Raw genomic sequence first — 23,499 nt, forward strand, 5'->3', positions numbered from 1 at the left:
TCAATTCAATAATATTAGTCTCAGCGCTTAGGAAGGGGTTGGCCAAACTCAATCACCTCGATATTTGGCGCGTTAGATGGATAGTTAGGAATAGTTGGAACAGGAAAAGCGGGACTCGTTGCCGGGGAAGTGCCATTAAAACTATCGGTTTGATTGGGAAAATTCGCTGGCGGGAGAATAGAGCCGGGTAGTTGAGAAGAATTGTTAGGAACGATAGGGGGTACAGTAAACAAAGGCTGCTGTTGATTAGTCGTTACCGGGGATAGAGTGCTGGGTAACTGTTGGTAATTGGGAGTTATAGGTAGGCTACTAGGCGGTTGTTGGTAGTTTTGACTTGGGGATAGGTTATTAGGCAATGGCTGGAGGTTTACTGGTGGAATGGAGGGACGGTTATAACTAGAAATTACAGGACGTAACACCCAGCGAGTGGGGTTTTTTGGGGAAACAGCTTTTAGTTGCACTTGATTAGGATCGATAAAACTTCCTGCTGCCAAATCAAGAACAATGCGAGTCACAGTCGCATCTAATTGGGAAACACGAATTCTTTGGATTGCTCCAGCATAATTTTCGTTAGTGGAGACATAACCGAGCTGAGTGTCTGGTAAATCTACAACCAGACGAGGCGGTTGAGAAAGGTAAAAGTAGTGGGGAGTTGTACCTGCTGAGAGAGTAATTTCTAGTTGGACAGCCTTTGGATTAAAGCGCCAAGCATTTAACTTTGCTACTGGTGCGGCAATGCTGCTACTAGGTTCAAGGGTGACTGCTGCATACAAGCTCAAGCTCAAAAGCCGTTGGCTTAATTGCAAAAATTGCCTAGTTGTTGGTTTTTTGTACATTATTTTAATCTCTTAAATATCTTGAGCAATCACACATTTTGCAATCATTGTTTATAGATAATCCAATGTCAAAAATTAACAGGCAAAAGAAACAGTCTATTTACTATTCTTCATAAATTGTGCGTATTTTAGTGACTTTGTAATTTTTGTGTTTGTTCTTGGGCTGTTTGTGGTATCGCAGTAAATTTTAGAGGTTGTGGAATACCATTAACATTTAGTTGACCTGTAATCGGGAGTTGATCTCGTAGTTGCATTTGGATTATGGCTGATTTTTGACTACCTTTATGGGGGTCTGGGAGATCACAAAAAATGTCTGTGTCAATTTTGCCAGATAAACTTAACTGGTGATTTTTCAAATTACCTGTGAGTGAAAGTGGCTTTTTTGTATCTGCGTTGGTATTTGCTGGCAAGAAAGAAGCATTTAAATAAATACCTGATTGCTGAATATTTAACATTAAGGGGTTTGATGTACCACAATTTGGTAGATTTTCATTAAATGTGAGACGATAGCGATCGCCAATTATAGTAGAAGCCTGAAGATTGGTTTCTCCATAAGCTGTAACAGCTTTAAACAACAATAAAACTGAGCCTAGAGCCACTCCATAGAAGGCTAAGGATTTGAAGTTAAAATGATTCATCGTTTCAGTTATTGACTGTTGATTCTGGAGTATTAACCTCAGAAAGTACCGCTGCAAGGTGAGAAGTAACTTGACTATAACAGCGGGTAATCAGCAGTGAAGAGCGACATTGAATCGCTAATGCATCTGTGTATCTTCCTAAGGTTTGACGCTGGATACCCCAGGTGCGGCTAGTACCAGCAATAGTCAAATCAACATTTTCTGAGGCTGTGACTACAGCTTGGATTGGCTCTGTAGATTCAATAATTTTGATTTCAATGCGATCGCGGACACTACTCGGTAATTGTTCCAGCATGGTATGTAATTCATAACTCAATTCATCTTGGATATAATTTTCGGTTACTACCTGTAAAACTTGCAACATACAGGTATCACGATTAACCAGTAGCCGTAGAGCCAGTGTTAATGCTAGATCATCATGGATATTTGCAGAGTAAGGAACCAACAAGCTTTCTAACCGTTCGCCGCCTCGATCTACAAATACTGCAACATCCACAGGTGCAGTACTAAGAATTTGCCCAACTCGTCCACCTAGGCGATTATTACTAAAAGCTGGACGATGCCATCCGACAAGAATTAGATCGGGTTGATCGATTTTGGCAATCTCTGCTGTTTCTCTAGCAACATTACTTGATATGCGAATAATAGGATGCACATAAGAGCGCGTTGTTGGCGGTTCTAGTGTATCAATTAATTCTTCTAGCTGTTGCCGACGCTGGATAATTAAGCGATTAGCTTCAACTGGCGTACTATCAAAGGCATAGTCTTCTTCTAATTCAATTAAGCTGAGAGGATTAACAACAGCAGCTTGTCGATGGTTAAGAGCGATCGCAACTGCTAACTGCAATAAACCTTTTTGGGTACTAGGATTAGCCACTGGTACTAAAATCCGGTAGGGAATAACGTCAGATTCCTCAGTTTCTGTAGTAACCGTATCTGTTTCTACTTCCGGCTCTACCATATCTAACTGAATCAGCCTTTTCGGATATGTCCACTCTAGTAGCGGCGAAGTCATAAATGTTGTTACCAATGCCATAACTACCAGCATGGTAAACAGTAATGGGGAAATGACTCCCAACTCTAAACCAATATTTAAAACAATCAACTCCGTTAAGCCGCGAGTATTCATCAGCCAACCGAGTGCAGAGGCTTCCCTTTTATCAATGCCACTGAAACGAGCTGCTACATAAGTACCAATATATTTTCCTGCGATCGCCACTCCTAAAATTGATGCACATAATAGCCATAATTGGGGACGGTTTAATAAGCCAATTTGCGTCCGCAAGCCACTGTAGGCAAAAAATATCGGCAGCAGAAATATCAAAACAAAATCTTCAGTCTTTACCGCCAATTCCCTAACTAAACCTGCATTCTTGGGCATTGCAGCTCCCAATAAAAACGCTCCAAAAATCAGGTGAATACCAATGAGTTCAGTAATCAATGCCGAAGCAACCACAGCCATATAAATCCCGGCTAGCACTAACTGGTTAAGTCGTCCAGTGCGGCGGTAGTAAACGGCAAGACGCTGAAGAAACCAACGTCCCAGCGTCAGCATGAAGCCAATATAAATTAAACTTTCGATAATTGTGGGTATTGCTCCAGCAAAGTTACCAGTCCTGGCGACTGCGATCGCAACTGCCAACAAACACCAAGCTGTAACATCATCTACTGCTGCACAAGTTAATGCTAATGTTCCTAAACGTGTTCCTTGCAAATTGTTCTCAGTAATAATTCTTGCCAATACTGGAAAAGCAGTAATTGACATTGCTGCCCCCAAAAATAGCGCAAAGGCAGTAAAGGAAACATTAGCATTGGAAACTAAAGGATATAGCAGCAAAGATAAAACAGTTGCTAAAGAAAACGGCACAATAATACTGACATTAGAAGTGAGAATAGCTGCTTGTAAATTGCCGCTGAGATATTTAGGATTTAGCTCTAGCCCAATCAAAAACATGAAAAATATCAGTCCCACCTGAGATAAAACGTTGAGAAAAGGAATAGTTTCTGGTGGGAACAAGGTAGCTGCTATTCCAGGAGCAATTAAACCAAATAGAGATGGGCCAAGCATAATCCCAGCGACAATCTCACCAATTACCAGTGGTTGCTTAATTGATTTGAACGCCAGTCCTACCAGCCGTGACAGTCCAATAACAATCAACACCTCAACCAGAACAAGAACAACTGTGTGCATGGTTTCCTCGCAAGCGACTATCTGGTTTTCTTAAGATGATTGTTTAAATCACTAGAAATTGTCAACCTTTTAAGCAATAAATAATGTTCATTGGTACTTGTTTGAAATTTTAGCTTTTGTTACAATATCACTATAATATTCAATTATTAATTGATGTAATTTGAGGAGACTACGAGATAAAAACTGACAAATTAGCAGGATCAATATAGATTTTTAGTATGAAATTAGCAGTAGTAGCGCTTAAACGCTACTACAAGCAAATCAGCAATAAACACTAAAGTTTAAATATAGATATTTTTCCCATTATTAGGTAATTAATATCTATAATTTAATGCTTACTTTTTTCTGCAAAATGGCTCAAATGAGAGATTTTTCATAATTTGTACCATGTAGTAAAACTGCGACTAACGGCGATGCCATGAGTGTAGTCACAATCGCCATAATTACCATGATAGTGAATAAAATAGGAGTAATTATACCTTGTTCTAGACCAATATTGAGGATAATTAACTCCATTAAACCGCGAGCATTCATCAAAGCACCAATAGTTGCTGATTCCCGCCAACTTTCTCCTGCCAATTTAGCTGCTAGCATACAAGCAACACCTTTACCAAGAATAGCGATCGCTACAATTAAGAATGTAATTCCCCATAAAGCAGGTGTATTTACTAATCCTATTTGTGTATTCAATCCAGAAAAGACAAAAAATATTGGTAGTAAAAACGCAGTAGTTAAATATTCAGTGCGATCGCGTATTTGTTCGGCAAATATGCCTCGTGGCATTGCTGTACCTAAAATAAATGCTCCGAATACTGCATAAATGCCCATTGCATCGGTAAACCAGGAACTCAACATCAAGATCATTAATACCAAAGTTAAAGTTTGAATGGTTACACCACCATCACGATTAGTCATACGAGTAAAGATAGTCAGTGCAGGCCGTCCCACAAATATGGAAAATATGACATAGCCAATACCACCACCAATCGCAAAGACAGCAATGCTACTATTAGCTTTGAGGCTAGCTAGGACAACAGCTAGCAAACACCATGCAGTTGCATCATCCATCGAACCTGCTGCTAATGCCAAAGTTCCGAAGCGAGTTTTGGCAAGACCACGTTCATACAGCATTCTAGCTAACATAGGAAAAGCAGTAATCGACATGGAAGCGCCTAAATATAACGCTGCTGCCCAAGGCGTTACTCCTTCTTTGAACAATTCAGTTTTGCCATATAATAAAAAAGTTGCGATCGCACCTAAAGTAAACGGTGCAAGTATTCCCGCCCCAGAAACCAAACTTGCACTCTTGATTCGCTGCTTAATCAGATCAGTATTCAATTCTAAGCCAATCAAGAACATATAAATGATTAGCCCAATCTGACTAATGGCAAAGAGAATTGACATTGATGGATGAGGAATTTTTTCTCCCGAAGCCAGTAAAATTGCAGTGTTAGGAAATAACCACTGTTGTAACTGAGGTGCAATTAAACCAAACAAGGATGGCCCCAACATGACACCAGCAATCATTTCGCAAACAACATCGGTTTGCCCCAGGTAACGTCGCCCAACTATAGTTACCAACCGACAAGCCACTAAAATCACAGTTAGTTGCAGCAATAACTTTAGGACTAGCTCAAAATTCGACATTTGAATTTCCTTATCAAAAATGACGAGATTGAGTAAGGTAAATTTAGCAACCTTTAGTCAAGATGACACAACAGCAATAGAGAGGTATCTTGTCTGTTGGTTGCAGGATTCCTTACATACTGTATAGTTAGTTTGCCCCGTTTTTTTTGATAAAAGCTAAAACTGTTTGACTCGTTCATGTTTTAGAAAATTGAGACTACAACTACGTTTCCCATTTGGTATCATGATTAACGCCTCATACCGTTTCACTTTAAAGTTGATACATTTGGGCAAGCAGGGGAAGCAGGAGAAGCAGCACTTCGGCTTACTTCGGCTTCGCCCTTCGGCTACTTCGACTACGCTCAGCACAAGTACGCTATAAATAATTTATTTTGTACAACTACTCATCTACTGCCAATTGGCTGATCTAACCAAGCTTCTAAGTCAGAGATGGTTGAAAAATCTAAAAACGCTTCTCCTAAAGCTTCCAATTCTTCAGTAGATAATTCTTTAATCTGATCAAGTATTGATGTATCTATTTCGCCAAAGCGACTATTTAACTGACGGGAAAAAAACTTAAATGCTTCCTTTTGGACAATATCTTGATAAATTATTGACTCTTGCATAATATCCTCCCTGAAAAACTGACGAATTAATTCCTTGTTAAATCTTAATCCAGCCAAAATTTCTGTACATCCGATAATATTCTGTATTCTGTTTTTCTTCTCTATTTGAGATTTTAGCGACTCTTTGAGCAACCTGTGATAGTAGTGTACTAGTAGTTTACCAACCCAAAATTGCCATATAGGTCGAGCAGGGGGAGCAGGGGGAGCAGGGGGAGCAAGAATTGTTATTCAATCAGGCTTTTACTCCCCCTGCCATCCCTGCCGTTCATTATGCAAAGATGACTTGGTGTACTACTAGGGGAGTTAGTTTTAGTAAGAGATGCTAAAGGTAAGTAGGTCGATGTCAATAATTATTGTTGGGATAAAGCAGGAGGCATACTTCGACTGCGCTCAGTAGCCAGGGGGCAGCACTTCGGCTTACCTCGACTTCGCCCTTCGGCTACTTCGACTACGCTCAGCACAAGTACGCTCAGGCTAAACTCGGCACAAGTCGCTCAGTGACCAAGAGCAGCGGGAGAAAGAGTTTGAGGCTTATTTACTTTTATTCACATAGTTTGATTTTATTTCACCGACTTACTTAGCAGTGCTAAATTTTCAAGAAATAGTGCTGAATCTTCTTCTCACAAACGCACAACTCGGTAGCGGTAAATTGTTGCTTCGTCAGTATATTCTTGGGTAAAAGCAATTTCATTAAAAGTGACGGGAAACTCCATCCCCTGGTTTTCTGGGTAGCTCTATACTTTGTGCGGTTGTTGTGTGTGCTCAACGCCTTACGGCATCTAAGGTTTAAACAGTAATATTTACGCTAACTAATAAAGCTCCCCATTTTGTGCTCAACGCCTTACGGCATCTAAGGTTTAAACAGTTTTTAGGAGGAGGAAAATCTCCCAAAGGAACCTACGTGCTCAACGCCTTACGGCATCTAAGGTTTAAACAGGGTAATCTTATTGGTAATAAATTTTATATATGTCAAGTGCTCAACGCCTTACGGCATCTAAGGTTTAAACAGATATTTTGATATGATCAATCATTTCAGATTCAATAAGTGCTCAACGCCTTACGGCATCTAAGGTTTAAACAGCCAATGCGATCGCCTGTCTTTTTCCATGCTTGATGTGCTCAACGCCTTACGGCATCTAAGGTTTAAACAGTGTTGTGTAGGAGGGAGTATGTCTGCTGGTGCTTTGTGCTCAACGCCTTACGGCATCTAAGGTTTAAACAGGGCGAAGCTTGAAAGTCTTATCAAGCAAGCGCTCTAATCCAAGTTTACAAGCACCTCCCAAAAAAACCAATAAGAAACTAAAATTTTGCAATTTTGACTCAATTACAATCTAGTTTGATTATTCAAAACCTTTGATATGAGAGGGTTTGCAAATTTTGCAAGCACCTCCAACGCCTCAAAAAGTCCTGAAATATAGTATTGATCAGGATTTCAGCAATTGAATGTACCTTCATTGCCTGAACAAACAGAGATGCTTGCGTTTTTCAGACAATCAAAAAAGGCTTGTCTGTATTTTCCCATGTACCTGGTCGGTTGTACTTGGGTATATCCTGCACACAGCGATCGCTCAAACGCACAAACAAAATACAATCCTCTTTTGCCAAAATCGTCTCCAACTCCCAACGTAGTTTTTCGCGATCGCGTTGATTCATGACGCAGCGAAAAATTGAATATTGTATCCGTTCTCCATATCCCTCCAACAACTTATAAGCTTTGCGCCAACGTTTAGGATCGCGAATGTCGTAACAAATGAGGTAACAATTTTTTTGTTCTGCCATTTTGATACCTCACCGCAGTATTAAATGACCAAACAAACCACCCTCACCAGACCATTCTTTTTCTAACAGTCGCACTTCTAGCTCAAACAAACGGCGATAGGTAAGAGAGTAACCCAGAACTGGATGTTTCCAAGTTTCTTGTTTGCGATTTTCATACAGTTCAACGAATTTACGCCGCCCAGCTTCGCTTAACCAAACTTGTTGTCCTCGAATTTCAAAATCTGCTTTAATATCCCATTGACCCCGATTAACTGAAGCCATTACAGTTATATCTACCAAAGGCACTCGAAATATTTCCAGCAAATCTAATGCTAGGGGTGCAGCTTGCGATCGCGGCTGTAAGTAAGCATAAGCGAGAATTTGTAGGCGATCGCTTTCCCATGCTTGGGGTTGTTTATTCTCATCTCGATGAGCGCGGCCGCGTTTGTGTTCGTAGGGAATTGTTTGCCCGTCACGAGTGCGGAGGGCATCAAGCCGACCTCTTAATCCTAATTCTTCACTTTCGAGAAATAATTCTTCCCAATCCTCGTCTTCTTGTTTTTCTAGTTCTGCATGAAGTCTGCGTCCGGCAAACACCGCAGCATCTTGGGTATAAAGTTCCTCAACTTCTTCGAGGTAGAACAGCCGAGGGCGTGAAGGGCAGAGACGCGAATAGTTTCGGGTTTGGCGGAGATTTCAAAATGTTCAAGAATTTGCATATATGTCTGTAAGGTTTTTTTGTATTGGTTAAACGCCTTACGACATCAGAGGAAATGGAATTTTAGGGATTTAACCCAGCTTGTTGAAAGATTGCGTTAGGGGTAATTTCCAATTCTGGTAGTAAATCATCAGTAATTACTTGATGAGATTGATAAGTAATCGGTAAAGAAGATGGCGCAAACACAGTTACAGTTCTAGCTTTCGTATCAACCACCCAAACACGAGAAACACCAGCTTTGATATAATCAGTTGCTTTTTCGGCAATTTCGCCAAAAGTTTGACCGGGGGAGATGATTTCAATCACTAATTCCGGTGCAACAGGACAAGCTTCATCTAATAGCCAGTCAGCAGTCAGACGGTGATATGAAACATAAGTCAAATCTGGTACGGGCATCCAATCTTGATTTTGGAGTTTTAATTTAACAGCCCATTCAACTACTACACGGCCTTGATTGTGAAAGCATTGGTCTAGAAGAAGAAGTAAAGTTTTTTGAACAGTAGAATGAAAAAATTTTGGTGACATTTCATCGTTTTTATATTTGGGTACAGCTTCACCGTTCACAAACTCGTATGTAATATCACCTTCGGGAAGTGCGAGAAATTCTTCTAGGGTTAGGCGTTGATTAGAAGACTGAACCATAGGTATCGTATGGTAAAAGATACTTATTTTTAGTTTAGGCGAGTTTAGGCGATCGCCTCAATTGAACTTAAACAATTCCAGCTTGTTGAAAAATATCTTGGGATGTAAATGTTATTTTTTCTAATAGTGAATCAGCTAAACTATCGTTACCCCTTTTTGTTTGTGGTGGTGTATTGGGATAAAAAATAGTGATGGCTTTAGCTTGTGCATCCACAACCCAAACTCGTAAAACTCCTGCTTTGAGGTAGTCGGTAGCTTTTTCAATCATTGCTGTAAAAGTCTGATCGGGTGAGATAATTTCTACAGCAAGTTCTGGGGGAACTGGACAAGCTTCATCAATTACAACATCTCGATTTAAACGAGTATAGGAAATGTAAAGCAAGTCAGGAATAGAAACCCAATCTCTACCATTACGCTTTAAAGTAACAGCCCATTCAATACCTACTTCTCCCAAATCTTGCGCCCATTGGTTGAGAAGTAAAGCCAAGACAAGGGTTAATTTGGAATGAAATCGTTTTGGTGACATCTTCGGTTTAGCTTCTCCATCAACCAACTCGTATGTAATATCTCCTTCAGGTAGTGCAAAAAATTCTTCAAGGGTAAGTTGGGTTTTGAGTTGAGTCATGGTTAATTTCAAGGTTGAGGGATGACTCTATTTTGATGGAATTTTGTCAGAATGAGGATCGATGATGGAGGTAAATCTTTCTGGCGGAGGTTGATGATTTATGATTGATGGGTTGACATCAAAACTATACCTTTGCCAGCGTGTATCAAATGCCCAATGCCCCATGCCCAAAAACTAGACTACAACCACTGTCCACCTCGGAAACGCCAACGCGGAAACAGAATCCGCATTAGACTTTGGGAAACTATAAAAACTGATAACCAGACAACGCTATAGTGTGTTAAAAAAGCTCCTAATGGCAGTTCTTCTTTAGGTAGAGGTATTGGTAAAAAGCCAAAAAGTTTGACTCCACAGAAAACAAACACTATTTCCCAAATACCAGCTAAGAGTTGATAAGCTGCTGGCCAATCCCTATCCCAGCGAAACTTTTGCAGATAGTCATAAAGCACATCCCAACCCAAACCCAAAATAGCAATGTAGCCGAGTATCCAAAAATAAACCGAATCAGCACCAGGGCCAATTAAGCCCATTGCAAAAGGCAAAGAGACTAATACACCTACAGTACTAAGTAATAGTAATCGAGTTTGCCAACGACCAAATAAAGTTGGTGTCATAAAAGTGCTGAGTAATGAGTAAAAAACCAAAGTTAATCAAGATTAATTTAATACTGACCTGATGGTGAAGTTGGGAAGTAAAATATATAAACAAAATTAAAACTCTGTTGATTCAGAGCAAATATATGTTGAGTATACTTTGGGGTATTGTTGTTGTACTAGTGGCTTTTTGGGCTTTAGGACTAGTACTTCATATTGCCGGAAATTTAATTCATGCAGTGCTGCTTCTAGCGATCGCCCTTGCAATCTATAATTTTTTCAAAGCCCGCGATGTGTAGAAGAATAGCTAAAACATTTTAGTAGCTTGTAACTCTTACTGAACAACAAGAAGCTGCCCCTAGAGTGATAAAGCAAAAATATGTGATTTATTGAACTTGAGACAGACTCATACCAATTCACAATTCGCAAGTCGCAATTCGCAATTCGCAATTAAAAAACCTAGATACAGTAAACCTTGAGAGGTTTACTGTATCAAATTTTTCGTGAAATGGTATCACCCAGCAGTTTGTCTTTTTGTTGCGGGTAAATCCTGAGAAATTATCATAAAATTAGAGGTCGGCAGCAGACAATCATCTCGCTACCAAAATAAGAAGTCAGCACCCTACACCTGATTATTGCTCATTTAGGAACAGACTGGAGACTTTTATGATCCCAGCAGTGATTTTAACGCCAAAAAAAGAATTACCTCTGTTGTTTGAAGGACTAACCTGGAGAGAATTTAAAGCTGTTGAGCAGTTGTTAGACCGTCCGGGATATCGCCTGTCTTTTCTAGATGGAGTTTTGGAGATCCGAAGAATGCCAGGAGAAGCACACGAAACCGTTAAAGAAAGGCTTGGCGCATTGTTGGAACTTTTTTTGCTCGTGGCAGGGTTTGACTTTACTCCAACTGGCTCAATGACCTTGGAAAGTGAATCTGGTGCAGTGAAGCGAGAGGCGGATAAGTCTTATAAACTTGCTCCCGGTCGAGTGCGTCCTGACTTAGCAATTGAGGTGGTATTTACCAGTGGAGGGATCAACAAGCTGGAGGCATACAAGCGCCTATTAATTCCTGAAGTGTGGTTTTGGGAAGATGGCGTATTAGAAATTTACCACTTGCGGCAAGAGAGCAACGCACTTAATTATGAAAGGATTTCCAATAGTGAAGAGGTCAAAGGAATCGATCTGGATTTGTTGTTACGCTGCATTAATATGGTAAATCATGTTGACGCGATCAAGACTTTTCAACAGGCGCTTTTGAAGATGGTTCCATCTGAAAATCAAATTTAGCATGATAGTTAGCAAGTGCTTCCCAATCAAGTACATCCTCTAGCAATGCTTGATAACCCAGAGTATTAGGGTGCAGACCATCTACGCTGAGACGGTTGAGTCGCCAAGCTTCGCCACGTTGCATCCATTGCTCAAAAGTATCCAAATAGGGAATCTGCCGTTTATTGCAAGCAACTTTAGTAGCTTCTTTATAGCGATACTGATCGGCGTGATTGTAATATAAGCAATCTAGAAATGGCATTTTGGTTTCATTTACTGGAACCATGCCTACAAACAACACAGGACAAAGCTGTTGAGCCAGATCTAATAGAGAAGCGATTTCTGATTCAAACTCAGCAAAATCTGTATAATTCCGCCCATTGGGACGAGATAACCGTGCTGAATCATTTCCCCCTACAGACAGAATAATCAAGTCAGGAACGCGATTTCGCAGTTCACCTCGATGACGAAATTCTACTTCCAGTCTTTTTGCTACTTGCTGTGTGCGATCGCCCCTTACCCCTAAATTGTAAAGAACATGACCGGCATTATCTGGCAACATCCACCAGCGTCGCAGCTGTTCTACCCAACCTCCCTTTTCTGGATCGCCAAATCCGTAAACTAAGCTATCCCCCAGTGCGAGGATCTTCAAAGGCTGACGAGGGTTTGATGTTACAGACAGCTGCATTGAGGAAGGAAGCTTGAATGTTTGCATGTTAAATAAAAACTATAATTTATATCTCTACAAGAGTCTATACATTTCTATACCATTAAAGGTCAAACATTAAAAATTCATCTAATAACTAAACTGTCTTCCTCAGAATTTCATTAAAGTTGTCTCTATCATCACATTTGCGATCGCAGATAAACTGACTTACATCATGTCCGTGTAATTATTTATAATTTCCCCCTCTGTGCAGAAACCATCAAACCCTCTTTTCCCCTGGTTACTGAGCGTTGGTTGCTGAGTTTCGACTTCGCTCAACTGCCGCGCAGTCGAAGCAAGCCGAAGTATGCCCCCTGCGATCTTAATCATGAGTCTTTAACCGGACACGATATTACATCTTTGCTTGAGAAGCATTGACTAAGTAAGGAACTGAAGCATCTTTGTAAGGCCAATTCCGTGAAAAAAAGCGAACTAATAAAGAAAGTGATACCAGCATTAGCAAAATCCCCAACCACCAGCTAGAACGTAATTGTTCTAAGCTGTTAGCAGCTGAGGTAGTCTGGGGATTAGCTAACAGCCCCATTGACACAGCTAGTAAATTGTTCAATGCATGACAGGCGATCGGGACAATCAATGTGCGGGTTTTGATGTATAAAACCCCCATCACAAGACCAAAAACCGATAATCCCAAGACATTTGCATGTAAAACTCCAAATAACAGCGACGAAACCACCAAAGCAGCTCGAATACCCCACTTAGCCGCCCAACGCTGCAAAATAATTCCCCGAAATAGAAATTCCTCTGCGATGGGAGCAAATATGATGTAAGCGATCGCTCCTAACAGATTAACAAACAGTGGCGCAGAACGACTTGGAGATGGATTGCTAGCAAGTTGGCGCAAAATTCCTTCTACGAAATTAGGAGCGATTAACGATATTAGGGAAAACGATACAAGATAAGCACTAAGGGAAAATAAGATGATGATAATCACCAAGCCTAAAGTTTTAAGCCATTTGTAGTTTTCTGGTACTCTGCCTACTATATATCTGAGATTGATTCCTAAGCGATGCAATTCTACTAATTGCCAAAGACAAAGTAACCCAAATATTAAAAAGTAGAGGCTTAAACTCAAGACTTGATTATTCAATTTCAGTTTACTAATCCCTTGTACTAACCCTAGTACAATACCTAGACTCAAGCTAATCAGCAAACCCCGCAATAGTAAATTGCGAACTTTAAGCTTGTGGAATGGGTGATCAAGATACTGATTTGTCATAAATAATATAGTGGGCGATCGCCAATAATTTTTTTGCTCTTACCGAACTAAGGCGATTGATTAAACACCCACTTTAGCCACTGCTGAAAGGAAGTTACAGGATTTAAGGGATGAACTCCAGGCGCACGGGCAGCTACAAGTCCGTTCACTGCAACTAATGCCGAATACTGCAAGCCCAAAAAACTATCAACTGCTGCATAAGGACCACCTAGGGTAATTGCCCCAGACGCATACATTTGACCTTTTGCACTACGCATTTCTACTAATTCAAAATTGTTGGCTACCACCAACCGCCCTAGATAATTCAACGGCAGACTGTAATGTTTCACCAAATCAGCCAGCAAAGGATTTGCTTCCACCTTGGCATCAAGTCCGGTAGCATCAACAATAAAGTCAGCCGCTAGTTTCATTTCTCCCAAGCCTTTTTCTTTGATATGGGTAATAGTGCGATTTTGAGCATCTTGTTCTACACTTAAAACTTCGCCAAAAGTAATTTGATACCAACCTTCTTTTAACCCTTGTTCGGTAATCTGCTGCCAGTCATAGCGATCTGCGGTAGTTGTACCGCCCCAGTCTGCTAATAAACGCTGGCGTTCTTCAGGACTAGCATTTTCTAACATGACACGGAGTTCACCACCCCAACAAGCTTTCGGCCAGTTAAACGGTTGAAATTCGTAGTGATTTTTGACTAGCCGCTGAGACTTTTGAAATTTGTTACCTTGAGGTTTAGGCGATCGCATTAAATGCAAAACTGTGATCTTCTGATTTCGCTTTCTCGCTTCATAAATCCGCTGCACAATCCGCGAAGCTACAATTCCTCGCCCCCGAATCAAGACAGTACCACCTTGTCTTTCTAGTTGCTCATAAACATGGTCGTGTGCTTCATAAGCATTGACAACAGACTTAAAATCTTGATATTTTCCCCTATAAGCTTGTAAATCTGGAAGAAACTGGATAGCTGGATATCCAGTAGCTAAATGTAAATAACGACTAACTAAAAAAGCATAGTTGCCTGGGCCGCGAGAATAAGCTACGCAATATCTGCCATCATCAGTTTTGCGAATTGCCCTAACTCGCCCATAGCGATAGATTTGATTCCAGCCAATGCGCTTGACCTCTCGATCTATCGAATCGAAGACATTACCTGCGCGGGGCGTATAAGTTTCGGCAAAGGTTGGTTCAGCGAACACCTGCCATAAATACTTGAACATTGAATTAAACTGACCTTTGCTCAAATCATGCCAAGCTTCCCTCAAAGCGTAACTAGGCCAGCCCCAAATATTATCAGGGCAAGAGTCAGAATTAGAACGTAATCTTTCATATAAAGGAATTTGCGAATTAAGACAGAGGCGTTTGTAACGCGCATACGGTTCACTCTCCAATCCCAAAGCCACGATTCGATCAGCACGTACACCACTAATTCGCAGTAAATCAACCCACACAAAACTACCTAGTCCTGCCCCAATTGCCAAATAATCACATTCATCTACTGGTAAACCTGTAGCGTGAAGTGCTTGTACAACCACTTTTTCTGCCTGAAATGCTGGTGGTGGAAAAGTGCTACTTATGGGTGATATCGGCTGAGCTACTGGAGGTAAGCTAGGGTCTGGGAGATTAGTATTAGGGTTAAACTGAATCATTGACGGCGGACTGGTGGCTTGTGTAGTTGCGTTAACATTAAACCTCACCGTCATCATGTAAGGGCCAATTTGCAAAGTATCCCCATTAGTTAGGGTACTACGCACCTGTCGCTGACCATTGACGAATACACCGTTAACGCTGCCTTGATCAATTACCACCAATTGGTTGTGTTCATAGTCAATCAAAGCGTGATAACGAGAAACTTCGTTACTGTTAAGCAACATTCTGGCAACGCGCTTACCTGCTAGTTCAGCAGGTAAACGGGCGAACTCTCGACCAAAAGCGATGGGTACACTCAAATTTGGTTCTCGCTGTTCTCCCGTCGCCGGATCTTCCCAACTTAATTGAATTTGTAAGTTAGTCATTGTTGGTCAGTTGTCAGTTGTCAGTTGTCATTGGTCAGTTGTTATTCTTATTGCTTCCCCTGCCTCCCCTGCCTCCCCTGCTTAATTACTAGGTGCTACTAATACACTCACTGCCGCAGCTAAAGATGTACCACACCAAGGACAGCCAATTTGCAGATTTTCACCAGGGGAAACTTTATGACATTTAGGACACTCTAAGCCATAAATTCCTTGTGGTGGTGTTGGTGGATGGTAATGATGCCTCGGCTGTACTTGTGGCTGCTGTGGATGCAGATTTGCTACTGCTGGTTGTGGTGGTACTAATATAGTTGCTGGAATATTATTAATTGCAACAGCAGTAACTTGGAATTGCATTTGACCCAAACAAATCACACTTCCTTGATTTAAAGGCATTTCACCTTGGGCTAGTTGCTGTCCATTTATTAAGGGGGGATTTTGCGATCGCAGATTTCTAATTAAAAACTGTTGCTGTTGAGGATGAAAAAATATTTCTACATGTAGACCAGATACGGTCGGGTTACTTACAACAATATCGCACCGCACTGGATCACGACCGATGCGGACAGTTCCAGTATTTTTGCTGGGTTGTTGTTCATAAATATTCTGTGTTTTATCTTGACCTGCATCGTGCCACTGCAAAGTTAGTGCATTCATTGTTTTAATGTAGCTACTTCAACTTCTTCCTGTGCGATTCCTAACACGAGTCAGTAGTAGCAAGCAAGTATTTAGAACAAACTTCAACAAATCAATATCGATATTATTTGCTTGATCTTGCAGATGCTAGTTTGTCAGCAATACGTGTGGTTTCTGGTAGTCGATATTTGGGTGTACAGCGTAGTACATAGTTAATTGCTGTAGATAAACTCACTTTATGACCACTAGAGACATACACAGGTTTGACTTTTGTCCGCGATCGCAAAGCGGCCCCTATTATTTCGCCTTTGTGTATCAATGGTTGCCAATTACCTCTAGTTTCTGGTAATTCTTCATGCTTACCAATTAACAATGATTTTGCTACACCAATGGTAGGCAGATCCAACAGTAAACCTAAATGACTGGCTATACCCAATCTTCGAGGATGGGCAATGCCTTGACCATCACACAAAATAATATCTGGTGTTGTTTCTACTTTTTCTAAGGCATCCAATACCGCTGGGATTTCCCGAAATGAAAGGAAACCAGGAATATAGGGAAATGATGTCGGACGGTAGGCTAAAGTTGTCTCGACTACTTGCAAATCAGGAAAACTCAGCACTGCTACTGCTGCCCGGCTAATCGTTCCATTGGCTTCAAAGCCCATATCCACACCAGCAACGTACTGCACAGATTCTTGAAGTTGATCTTCAGTAATTACTTGATTCCGTAACTTTTCTTGGATAGCTATAGCTTCCTCAACTGTCAAAGGCCAAGCATGACTTTGATAAATTTTCATATTTAAAAGCTGTATTTAATGATTAAATTCAATTGATTAGCATCTTTTAATATAGAAAAAACAACACTTTCTACTATTTTGATAATTGTACAAAATTTGTATAATCAATTAGTTTGTCTACGCGGACTTTGCTTGTATAGTGACGAATTATCTTCGCCCAAAACTTTTAAAACTTTTGAAACAACTCAGTAAATTTGTATTTATTTTCTGTTTCCTGTGTTTACGCTTTTTATCATAAACTCAACCAACTAAAAACCTGTTGGGCTGTTAGTTCCAATTCAATACCCTCAAGAATTGGTAATTTATCAGCACCTTCATATAATTCCACTCGTTGACCAGGAAAAATCCCTAGCACACTTTCATCTTCCGGATTGATTAACCAGCCAATTTCAGTACCATTGCGTGAACAATGCAATAACTTACTCAATACTTTTTTTAACCTTTGGTCTGGGGAAAGAATCTTAATTGCCCAGTCGGGATGAATTTCAAAGCGATTAACAATTCTGCCAGATGAAGTTTTAGGGATTCTATGCCAGCGAAACACAGACACATCAGGAACAACAGAAGCACCGCCAAAGGTACAACGCAGTTCTGGCAAAGCGTAAGCAATTTTTTGGCTTTTAGCTATGCCGTTTATTGTTTCGCAAAAAGTAGCTTGGAGCAAGCTATGTTCACCTTGAGGCATGGGTTTTTGAATGATGTCTCCATTGATAAAATCTGATGCTGGTTCAGTTTCCGGTAGTTTGAGGAACGCGTCTAAAGTTAGTTGGGGTTGACTGGCAATAGTCATAAGTAAATAACAAAGGCTAGGGGAAAATAGTATCTGTGGTTAGAAAAAATGGGCGATCGCATCTTGACAGGAGCGATCGCCCAAAAGTTAATTAATTACACAGCTTGATAGCTAGCAGAGTAAGTCTCTTTTAGCGATTGCCAACGAAAAGTGCGATCGCCACCTCTTTCAACAATCACCTTAACTCGTGGTTCTAAGCTAGGCAAAGTTGCTAAAAATTCCACTTCCTGATCAGAAAGAATATGTCCTTCTATCATCCACACAACTAACCCCTTTGACTTTGGTGATAGCTGTTCTAGTTGATAGTTAACAATCGGCGGCAAATAATATGTATAACCTACTGCCGCGCCACTACCAGTACTTTTCTTACCTAGATGTGGCGGCCTCACTCCATGAACTCCTGTCAGATAAGCAGCTACATCACCCAACCCCCTAGCGGTAATGTGGAGGGTAGTATAACCAGCCGCCCGCAGTCGCCGTTGATATCTACCTTCAAATCCTCCCTCCAAAGGAATATACACGCCAAGAGAGCCAAATTTTTCCAGATCGCGAATTAAACCGTTGCCAGTGGTAATTAGTGCCATAGATTTTTGTTTTGTCCCACCTAGATATCTCTATTATTTACTGTCAACGGAGTGATTAACTCAGATAACTAACGTATAAGTTTAGATTAGCTTCCTCATACCCCATTGCAAAGTCACAAATTGATCTAAAAAAATATAGACAAAGATAATGAAATGATTTATATTATTAGATTGTGACCAAACGCCTAAAATAGAATACCTTTTACTGCCATTGAAAACTGGTGTTAGCATTAAAAGCTGATGACTCAAATTTAAAGAGTATAAGCTAGTTTAAATTGGCAGCAAACTGGTAAACTAGAAAAGCTTTCAGGTCAAGACAAGGAGCCAGAGGCCAAAAAACCAAAGCTCCAGACTACAATCACTCCTGTAGCCCCTAAAAAAACCAGACAAGACCTTAAGCTATAGTTTAAGGTGTTTAGTGGAGTAGAAACTGAGCAGTGATGTTGGTTTATGACGTTGCATCAGCCTCAGTTAACGGATACTGAGCGAAAAAGCAACGCTTAAGTCCTACTACAATCAGCAAAGTGCCAAAGCAGATGCTTGGACGAAAGCATTGCTGCACGAAGCGCAAAGCTCTAAAGCATTGCCTCAATTCCAGAAGTTATTGCTTTCCATTGGGAAGAAGCTTGTGGCTGTTCTGGTAAGAGGGTGAGTGAAAATAAACGGATTCATCAAGCAGTAAAGGCACAGCTTGTTGTGTCCAGGAGAAATTGCCACGGCATTCTAGAGGATCGTCCACCCTCAACCAACGGCTACACAGCGTGTCTTAACAGAATCCAATTCCAAGGTCAGTAAGTAGAAAGGAGAGCCAGTTACTGTGTCTGTAGGTATTCTCGGCACCAAGCTGGGCATGACCCAAGTGTTTGACGAAGCAGGAGTAGCTATTCCTGTCACCGTAGTTCAAGCTGGTCCATGCACCGTTACCCAAATTAAAACGAAACAGACTGATGGTTACGCCGCCATTCAAGTCGGCTTTGGCGCAGTCAAACCAAAGGCATTAAACAGACCGCTACTAGGTCATCTGGCAAAATCATCTGCCCCTGCGTTGCGTCACTTAAACGAGTATCACACAGATGCCACTAGTGATTATGCTTTAGGTCAAGAGATTAAAGCAGATATTTTTAGTGTTGGTCAAATTGTAGATGTAGTTGGTACAAGTATCGGTCGCGGTTTCGCCGGCAACCAAAAGCGTAATAATTTTGGTCGTGGGCCGATGTCTCACGGTTCCAAAAATCACAGAGCGCCAGGTTCCATCGGTGCTGGTACGACACCCGGTCGTGTTTATCCCGGTAAACGGATGGCAGGGCGTTTAGGCGGAAAGCGCATCACAATCAGCAAGTTGACTGTAGTGCGAGTAGATGTAGAACGCAACTTACTGCTAATTAAAGGAGCCATTCCTGGTAAACCAGGTTCCTTAGTGAATGTTCTACCCGCAAAGAAAGTTGGTAGCAAAAAATAGCTGTTAGCCGTCAGTTGTTAGTCACTACTGACCACTGACCACACTTCTAACTACGCGGTAGTTGAATCTCGACTTCGCTCGATTGCCACGCAGTCGAAACTCAGTGCATCGCTGACAACTGACAAAGGACATAAAAATGGTAGAAAGTGTAGTTAAAAATTGGCAAGGAGAACAAGTCGGACAGACGACCTTTGAATTGCGAGTTGCTAAAGAAGAAACAGCAGCACACGTAGTGCATAGAGCATTGGTTCGGCAAATGACCAATTCTCGTCAAGGAACAGCCAGTACAAAAACTCGTGCAGAAGTTAGAGGCGGCGGTCGAAAACCTTGGCGGCAAAAAGGTACAGGCCGCGCCCGTGCCGGATCTATTCGTTCACCATTATGGCGTGGTGGTGGCGTAATTTTTGGGCCTAAGCCTAGAGACTTCAACGTCAAGTTAAATCGCAAAGAACGGCGTTTAGCATTGCGGACAGCACTGGTAAGCCGTGCTGACGACTTGATCGTGGTAGAAGAATTTAGCAACGAGCTAGCCCGCCCGAAAACTAAAGAATTGATAGCAGCGCTAACTCGTTGGGGCGTAGAACCAGATAATAAAGCACTATTAATTTTGGCTGACATTGCGGAGAACGTTTATTTGTCTGCCCGCAACGTACAGAATTTAAAGCTAATACCAGCTGACCAGCTAAACGTTTATGATTTGCTGCACGCTGACAAAATTGTCGTTACGGCATCAGCCCTAGAAAAAATTCAGGAGGTCTATAGTGCCTAACCTTGACCCCCGTCACCTTGCTGATTTAGTGCGTCGCCCAATTGTTACAGAAAAAGCGACCATCTTGATGGAGCAGAACAAATACACATTTGAAGTCACTCCTAAAGCAAGCAAGCCAGAAATTAAAGCAGCAATTGAAGACTTGTTTCAAGTCAAAGTTGTCAAAATCAATACTGCATTACCCCCACGTAAAAAACGGCGTGTAGGTAAATTTATTGGTTATAAACCCCAATACAAACGAGCCATCGTCACTGTCGCGTCTGGGGATGAAGAGAAGATTAGACAAGTTCTGTTCCCAGAACTTTAAAAAGTTATGAATGATGAGTTACGAATTATCGCTAACTCCTAACTTCTAACTTAAAACTCACAACTCGAAATTTAATTATGGGTACTCGTTCTTATCGCCCCTATACCCCCAGTACTCGCCAAGTTACGATCTCCGACTTTGCGGAAATTACCAAAACAGAGCCGGAAAAGTCACTCACTGAGTACAAACATCGTGCCAAAGGCCGAAATAATCAAGGGCGGATAACTAGCCGTCGCCGGGGTGGCGGCCACAAACAGCTTTATCGGATCATTGATTTTAAACGGAATAAGCGTGATATTACTGCCACGGTAACAGCAATTGAATACGATCCAAATCGCAATGCTCGGATTGCTTTATTGGTTTATGAAGATGGCGAAAAGCGGTACATTCTCCATCCCAATAATTTGAAAGTTGGGACAACAGTTATTGCCAGCCCAGAAGCTCCTATTGAAGATGGCAATGCTTTACCACTCTCGAATATACCTTTAGGTACAGGAGTTCACAATGTAGAATTGACTCCCGGTAAGGGTGGTCAAATTGTGCGTGCAGCTGGTGCTACAGCGCAAGTTGTAGCGAAAGAAGGTAAATACGTAACTCTCAAATTACCTTCAGGAGAAGTCCGCTTAATTCGCCGGGAATGTTATGCCACCATTGGCCAAGTAGGCAATACCGATGCGCGAAATCTCAGTGCGGGTAAAGCAGGAAGAAATCGCTGGAAAGGTCGCCGTCCTAAAGTTAGAGGTAGTGTGATGAACCCCGTTGACCACCCACATGGCGGTGGTGAAGGTAGAGCGCCTATCGGTAGAGCTGGTCCTGTTACTCCTTGGGGTAAACCTACCTTGGGTGCAAAAACACGCAAACCTAAAAAAGCTAGTAGTAAATTGATCGTGCGTCGCCGCCGTAAGTCTTCTAAGCGCGGTCGTGGTGGTCGTCAATCCTAAAATTTTGGATTTTAAATGGGGAAAACTCAGTTGAGATACCTAATTGTCCAAAATCCGAAATCTAAAATCTAAAATCCAAAATTAAATTATGGGTCGTTCTCTAAAAAAAGGTCCTTTCGTTGCTGACCATCTGCTTAGCAAAATTGAAAAGCTGAATGCCAAAAATGAAAAACAAGTTATTAAAACTTGGTCGAGAGCCTCGACAATTTTGCCATTGATGGTAGGTCATACGATCGCAGTTCATAATGGACGACAACACGTTCCTGTTTTTGTCAATGAGCAGATGGTAGGACATAAGTTGGGTGAATTTGCCCCAACACGTACTTATAGGGGTCATGGCAAAAGCGACAAAAAATCAGGTAGGTAAGTAGTTAGTGGTCAGTGGTCAGTGGCAACTATGTTTGGTAAGACTACGACATTTGCAAGATTGGGATACTAAACCAGATTAAAAACAACTAACAACTAACAACTGACAACTGACAACTGACAAAAGGAGAAAAATATGGCTGTTGATACGACTGAAGTCAAAGCGATCGCTCGTTACATACGCATGTCTCCCTTTAAAGTACGTCGAGTCCTCGATCAAATTCGCGGGCGATCGTACCGAGAAGCGTTAATTGTTCTGGAATTTATGCCTTATCGCGCCACTGAACCAGTATTAAAACTGCTCAGAAGCGCTGCGGCTAATGCCGAGCATAATGCTGGATTAGATCGCACTCAATTGGTGATTACCCAGGCTTATGCAGACCAAGGGCCAGTCCTAAAACGGTTCCAACCTAGGGCGCAGGGACGAGCTTACCAGATTCGCAAACCGACGTGTCACATTACTTTAGCTGTTGGTGCTGATCCTAATAGCTGAGTAGGTAAATAAACACAAAAAATTGCGTAAAGTAAGAAATTTTAGAGGAAGTATTTGTGGGACAAAAAATACATCCAGTCGGTTTCCGTCTGGGTATTACACAAGAACATCAATCTCGTTGGTTTGCCGTTCCTGAACGCTATCCAGAACTTCTCCAAGAAGATCACAAACTCCGTAAATACATAGAACAAAAGCTCGGTAGACTCGCTCAAAACAACGCCGGAATTTCCGAAGTGCGAATTGAGCGTAAGGCAGATCAAATCGACCTAGAAATCCGCACAGCTCGACCAGGTGTGGTTGTAGGTCGTGGTGGACAAGGCATAGAAGCATTGCGTACCGGACTCCAAGATCTATTGGGCGGCAATCGCCAAATTCGGATTAACGTAGTTGAGGTACAACGAGTTGATGCTGATGCTTACCTAATTGGTGAATATATTGCTCAACAATTAGAACGCCGAGTTTCTTTTAGACGAGTGGTACGCCAAGCAATTCAGCGCGCCCAAAGAGCTGGTATTCAAGGTATTAAAATTCAAGTCAGCGGACGGCTCAACGGTGCAGAAATTGCCCGGACAGAGTGGACTCGTGAAGGTAGAGTGCCTTTACATACCCTCAGGGCAGATATTGATTATGCTTACTGCACAGCCAAAACAGTTTACGGCATTCTGGGTATCAAAGTGTGGGTGTTTAAAGGAGAAGTTATTCCTGGACAAGAAGAAACTCCATCTCAACCAACCACACGCGATCGCGAACCTCGTCGTCGTCAACAACAACAACGCCGTCGCCAGCAATTTGAAGACCGTTCTAATGAAGGATAGGGGCTAGAGGCTAGAGGCTAGAGGCTAGAAAAATACTAGATTCAAGTCCTTAATTCCTAATTCCCAATCTCTAAT

General features: G+C 41.5%; 26 protein-coding genes and 1 CRISPR repeat array. Of the genes, 9 read left to right on the forward strand and 17 right to left on the reverse strand.

The window, feature by feature from the left end; genetic code table 11:
• Window positions 1–20 precede the first annotated feature (20 nt).
• The 10 genes from QI031_RS24465 to QI031_RS24510 all read right to left on the reverse strand — a co-directional run bounded on the left by QI031_RS24465 (window position 21) and on the right by QI031_RS24510 (window position 10,274).
• Entirely contained in the window at window positions 21–836 is an 816-nt protein-coding gene (locus tag QI031_RS24465) for an AMIN domain-containing protein (RefSeq protein ID WP_281482198.1), read from the reverse strand.
• A gap of 128 nt (window positions 837–964) precedes the next feature.
• Window positions 965–1,474: a hypothetical protein gene (locus QI031_RS24470; protein ID WP_281482199.1), complete on the reverse strand. Its 510-nt coding sequence runs from the start codon at window positions 1,472–1,474 to the stop codon at window positions 965–967.
• Between the two features lie 4 nt (window positions 1,475–1,478).
• A complete protein-coding gene (locus QI031_RS24475) occupies window positions 1,479–3,665 on the reverse strand; it encodes a cation:proton antiporter (RefSeq protein ID WP_281482200.1) in 2,187 nt (728 codons plus the stop codon).
• A 357-nt stretch (window positions 3,666–4,022) separates the two neighbouring features.
• On the reverse strand, window positions 4,023–5,312 hold the full coding sequence (locus tag QI031_RS24480) for a cation:proton antiporter domain-containing protein (protein ID WP_281482201.1): 1,290 nt from the start codon (window positions 5,310–5,312) through the stop codon (window positions 4,023–4,025).
• Window positions 5,313–5,695: 383 nt separating this feature from the next.
• Window positions 5,696–5,917, reverse strand: a complete 222-nt coding sequence (locus QI031_RS24485; protein ID WP_281482202.1) for a DUF4351 domain-containing protein — start codon at window positions 5,915–5,917, stop codon at window positions 5,696–5,698.
• A 758-nt stretch (window positions 5,918–6,675) separates the two neighbouring features.
• Window positions 6,676–7,139: direct repeats of the CRISPR family, unit length 36 nt; unit sequence GTGCTCAACGCCTTACGGCATCTAAGGTTTAAACAG.
• 263 nt (window positions 7,140–7,402) lie between these two features.
• Window positions 7,403–7,696, reverse strand: a complete 294-nt coding sequence (gene cas2, locus QI031_RS24490; RefSeq protein WP_281482203.1) for a CRISPR-associated endonuclease Cas2 — start codon at window positions 7,694–7,696, stop codon at window positions 7,403–7,405.
• 9 nt (window positions 7,697–7,705) lie between these two features.
• Complete coding sequence (cas1, locus tag QI031_RS24495) at window positions 7,706–8,272, reverse strand: CRISPR-associated endonuclease Cas1 (RefSeq protein ID WP_281482204.1); 567 nt, start codon at window positions 8,270–8,272, stop codon at window positions 7,706–7,708.
• Between the two features lie 184 nt (window positions 8,273–8,456).
• A complete protein-coding gene (locus QI031_RS24500) occupies window positions 8,457–9,035 on the reverse strand; it encodes a Uma2 family endonuclease (RefSeq protein WP_281482205.1) in 579 nt (192 codons plus the stop codon).
• A 67-nt stretch (window positions 9,036–9,102) separates the two neighbouring features.
• Window positions 9,103–9,660, reverse strand: a complete 558-nt coding sequence (locus QI031_RS24505) for a Uma2 family endonuclease (RefSeq protein WP_281482206.1) — start codon at window positions 9,658–9,660, stop codon at window positions 9,103–9,105.
• A gap of 179 nt (window positions 9,661–9,839) precedes the next feature.
• Complete coding sequence (locus QI031_RS24510) at window positions 9,840–10,274, reverse strand: hypothetical protein (protein WP_281482207.1); 435 nt, start codon at window positions 10,272–10,274, stop codon at window positions 9,840–9,842.
• Window positions 10,275–10,399: 125 nt separating this feature from the next.
• Between QI031_RS24510 and QI031_RS24515 the strand changes: the two genes are divergently transcribed.
• Window positions 10,400–10,552 carry a lmo0937 family membrane protein gene (locus QI031_RS24515; RefSeq protein WP_281482208.1) on the forward strand — a complete coding sequence of 51 codons (153 nt, stop codon included), beginning with the start codon at window positions 10,400–10,402 and terminating at the stop codon, window positions 10,550–10,552.
• A 367-nt stretch (window positions 10,553–10,919) separates the two neighbouring features.
• Window positions 10,920–11,540 carry a Uma2 family endonuclease gene (locus QI031_RS24520; RefSeq protein WP_281482209.1) on the forward strand — a complete coding sequence of 207 codons (621 nt, stop codon included), beginning with the start codon at window positions 10,920–10,922 and terminating at the stop codon, window positions 11,538–11,540.
• Here QI031_RS24520 and QI031_RS24525 read toward each other — a convergent pair.
• From QI031_RS24525 to ndhN, 7 genes are all read right to left on the reverse strand, one after another.
• Window positions 11,485–12,234, reverse strand: coding sequence for a GDSL-type esterase/lipase family protein (locus QI031_RS24525; RefSeq protein WP_281482210.1), 750 nt, complete (start codon window positions 12,232–12,234; stop codon window positions 11,485–11,487). The genes QI031_RS24520 and QI031_RS24525 overlap by 56 nt on opposite strands.
• A 343-nt stretch (window positions 12,235–12,577) precedes the next feature.
• The gene (locus tag QI031_RS24530) at window positions 12,578–13,462 is read right to left on the reverse strand and encodes a CPBP family intramembrane glutamic endopeptidase (protein WP_281482211.1); all 885 of its coding nucleotides are present in this window, start codon (window positions 13,460–13,462) and stop codon (window positions 12,578–12,580) included.
• A 47-nt stretch (window positions 13,463–13,509) separates the two neighbouring features.
• Window positions 13,510–15,468, reverse strand: a complete 1,959-nt coding sequence (locus tag QI031_RS24535) for an FHA domain-containing protein (RefSeq protein ID WP_281482212.1) — start codon at window positions 15,466–15,468, stop codon at window positions 13,510–13,512.
• Between the two features lie 81 nt (window positions 15,469–15,549).
• Window positions 15,550–16,122: an FHA domain-containing protein gene (locus tag QI031_RS24540; protein WP_281482213.1), complete on the reverse strand. Its 573-nt coding sequence runs from the start codon at window positions 16,120–16,122 to the stop codon at window positions 15,550–15,552.
• Window positions 16,123–16,225: 103 nt separating this feature from the next.
• Window positions 16,226–16,900 (reverse strand): deoxyribonuclease V, encoded by a 675-nt coding sequence (gene nfi, locus QI031_RS24545; RefSeq protein ID WP_281482214.1) that lies wholly within the window; start codon window positions 16,898–16,900, stop codon window positions 16,226–16,228.
• A gap of 232 nt (window positions 16,901–17,132) precedes the next feature.
• Complete coding sequence (locus QI031_RS24550; protein ID WP_281482215.1) at window positions 17,133–17,690, reverse strand: Uma2 family endonuclease; 558 nt, start codon at window positions 17,688–17,690, stop codon at window positions 17,133–17,135.
• A gap of 95 nt (window positions 17,691–17,785) precedes the next feature.
• On the reverse strand, window positions 17,786–18,274 hold the full coding sequence (ndhN, locus tag QI031_RS24555) for an NAD(P)H-quinone oxidoreductase subunit N (protein ID WP_281482216.1): 489 nt from the start codon (window positions 18,272–18,274) through the stop codon (window positions 17,786–17,788).
• Between the two features lie 817 nt (window positions 18,275–19,091).
• On the opposite strand from ndhN, the gene rplC reads away from it, so the two are divergent.
• The 7 genes from rplC (at window position 19,092) to rpsC (ending at window position 23,424) form a co-directional block, all read left to right on the forward strand.
• A complete protein-coding gene (gene rplC / locus QI031_RS24560; RefSeq protein ID WP_281482217.1) occupies window positions 19,092–19,733 on the forward strand; it encodes a 50S ribosomal protein L3 in 642 nt (213 codons plus the stop codon).
• A gap of 136 nt (window positions 19,734–19,869) precedes the next feature.
• The gene (gene rplD, locus QI031_RS24565; RefSeq protein WP_281482218.1) at window positions 19,870–20,502 is read left to right on the forward strand and encodes a 50S ribosomal protein L4; all 633 of its coding nucleotides are present in this window, start codon (window positions 19,870–19,872) and stop codon (window positions 20,500–20,502) included.
• A complete protein-coding gene (locus QI031_RS24570) occupies window positions 20,495–20,809 on the forward strand; it encodes a 50S ribosomal protein L23 (protein WP_281482219.1) in 315 nt (104 codons plus the stop codon). The genes rplD and QI031_RS24570 overlap by 8 nt, the downstream gene beginning before the upstream one ends.
• Window positions 20,810–20,886: 77 nt before the next feature.
• Window positions 20,887–21,750, forward strand: a complete 864-nt coding sequence (gene rplB / locus QI031_RS24575; RefSeq protein ID WP_281482220.1) for a 50S ribosomal protein L2 — start codon at window positions 20,887–20,889, stop codon at window positions 21,748–21,750.
• Window positions 21,751–21,838: 88 nt separating this feature from the next.
• Window positions 21,839–22,117, forward strand: a complete 279-nt coding sequence (gene rpsS, locus QI031_RS24580; RefSeq protein ID WP_045870370.1) for a 30S ribosomal protein S19 — start codon at window positions 21,839–21,841, stop codon at window positions 22,115–22,117.
• 135 nt (window positions 22,118–22,252) lie between these two features.
• Window positions 22,253–22,609 (forward strand): 50S ribosomal protein L22, encoded by a 357-nt coding sequence (gene rplV / locus QI031_RS24585; protein WP_281482221.1) that lies wholly within the window; start codon window positions 22,253–22,255, stop codon window positions 22,607–22,609.
• A 56-nt stretch (window positions 22,610–22,665) separates the two neighbouring features.
• Window positions 22,666–23,424, forward strand: coding sequence for a 30S ribosomal protein S3 (gene rpsC / locus QI031_RS24590; RefSeq protein WP_281482222.1), 759 nt, complete (start codon window positions 22,666–22,668; stop codon window positions 23,422–23,424).
• The last annotated feature ends 75 nt before the right edge of the window (window positions 23,425–23,499 follow it).

It is taken from the genome of Halotia branconii CENA392 (assembly GCF_029953635.1).
GTDB classification, from domain to species: domain Bacteria; phylum Cyanobacteriota; class Cyanobacteriia; order Cyanobacteriales; family Nostocaceae; genus Halotia; species Halotia branconii.

What these genes read in the sequence shown, in the direction of transcription:
- QI031_RS24465 (WP_281482198.1), bottom strand. Translation starts at nt 836, where the DNA reads ATGTACAAAAAACCAACAACTAGGCAATTTTTGCAATTAAGCCAACGG.
- QI031_RS24470 (WP_281482199.1), bottom strand. Translation starts at nt 1,474, where the DNA reads ATGAATCATTTTAACTTCAAATCCTTAGCCTTCTATGGAGTGGCTCTA.
- QI031_RS24475 (WP_281482200.1), bottom strand. Translation starts at nt 3,665, where the DNA reads ATGCACACAGTTGTTCTTGTTCTGGTTGAGGTGTTGATTGTTATTGGA.
- QI031_RS24480 (WP_281482201.1), bottom strand. Translation starts at nt 5,312, where the DNA reads ATGTCGAATTTTGAGCTAGTCCTAAAGTTATTGCTGCAACTAACTGTG.
- QI031_RS24485 (WP_281482202.1), bottom strand. Translation starts at nt 5,917, where the DNA reads ATGCAAGAGTCAATAATTTATCAAGATATTGTCCAAAAGGAAGCATTT.
- cas2 (WP_281482203.1), bottom strand. Translation starts at nt 7,696, where the DNA reads ATGGCAGAACAAAAAAATTGTTACCTCATTTGTTACGACATTCGCGAT.
- QI031_RS24500 (WP_281482205.1), bottom strand. Translation starts at nt 9,035, where the DNA reads ATGGTTCAGTCTTCTAATCAACGCCTAACCCTAGAAGAATTTCTCGCA.
- QI031_RS24505 (WP_281482206.1), bottom strand. Translation starts at nt 9,660, where the DNA reads ATGACTCAACTCAAAACCCAACTTACCCTTGAAGAATTTTTTGCACTA.
- QI031_RS24510 (WP_281482207.1), bottom strand. Translation starts at nt 10,274, where the DNA reads ATGACACCAACTTTATTTGGTCGTTGGCAAACTCGATTACTATTACTT.
- QI031_RS24515 (WP_281482208.1), top strand. Translation starts at nt 10,400, where the DNA reads ATGTTGAGTATACTTTGGGGTATTGTTGTTGTACTAGTGGCTTTTTGG.
- QI031_RS24520 (WP_281482209.1), top strand. Translation starts at nt 10,920, where the DNA reads ATGATCCCAGCAGTGATTTTAACGCCAAAAAAAGAATTACCTCTGTTG.
- QI031_RS24525 (WP_281482210.1), bottom strand. Translation starts at nt 12,234, where the DNA reads ATGCAAACATTCAAGCTTCCTTCCTCAATGCAGCTGTCTGTAACATCA.
- QI031_RS24530 (WP_281482211.1), bottom strand. Translation starts at nt 13,462, where the DNA reads ATGACAAATCAGTATCTTGATCACCCATTCCACAAGCTTAAAGTTCGC.
- QI031_RS24535 (WP_281482212.1), bottom strand. Translation starts at nt 15,468, where the DNA reads ATGACTAACTTACAAATTCAATTAAGTTGGGAAGATCCGGCGACGGGA.
- QI031_RS24540 (WP_281482213.1), bottom strand. Translation starts at nt 16,122, where the DNA reads ATGAATGCACTAACTTTGCAGTGGCACGATGCAGGTCAAGATAAAACA.
- nfi (WP_281482214.1), bottom strand. Translation starts at nt 16,900, where the DNA reads ATGAAAATTTATCAAAGTCATGCTTGGCCTTTGACAGTTGAGGAAGCT.
- QI031_RS24550 (WP_281482215.1), bottom strand. Translation starts at nt 17,690, where the DNA reads ATGACTATTGCCAGTCAACCCCAACTAACTTTAGACGCGTTCCTCAAA.
- ndhN (WP_281482216.1), bottom strand. Translation starts at nt 18,274, where the DNA reads ATGGCACTAATTACCACTGGCAACGGTTTAATTCGCGATCTGGAAAAA.
- rplD (WP_281482218.1), top strand. Translation starts at nt 19,870, where the DNA reads ATGGTAGAAAGTGTAGTTAAAAATTGGCAAGGAGAACAAGTCGGACAG.
- rplB (WP_281482220.1), top strand. Translation starts at nt 20,887, where the DNA reads ATGGGTACTCGTTCTTATCGCCCCTATACCCCCAGTACTCGCCAAGTT.
- rpsS (WP_045870370.1), top strand. Translation starts at nt 21,839, where the DNA reads ATGGGTCGTTCTCTAAAAAAAGGTCCTTTCGTTGCTGACCATCTGCTT.
- rplV (WP_281482221.1), top strand. Translation starts at nt 22,253, where the DNA reads ATGGCTGTTGATACGACTGAAGTCAAAGCGATCGCTCGTTACATACGC.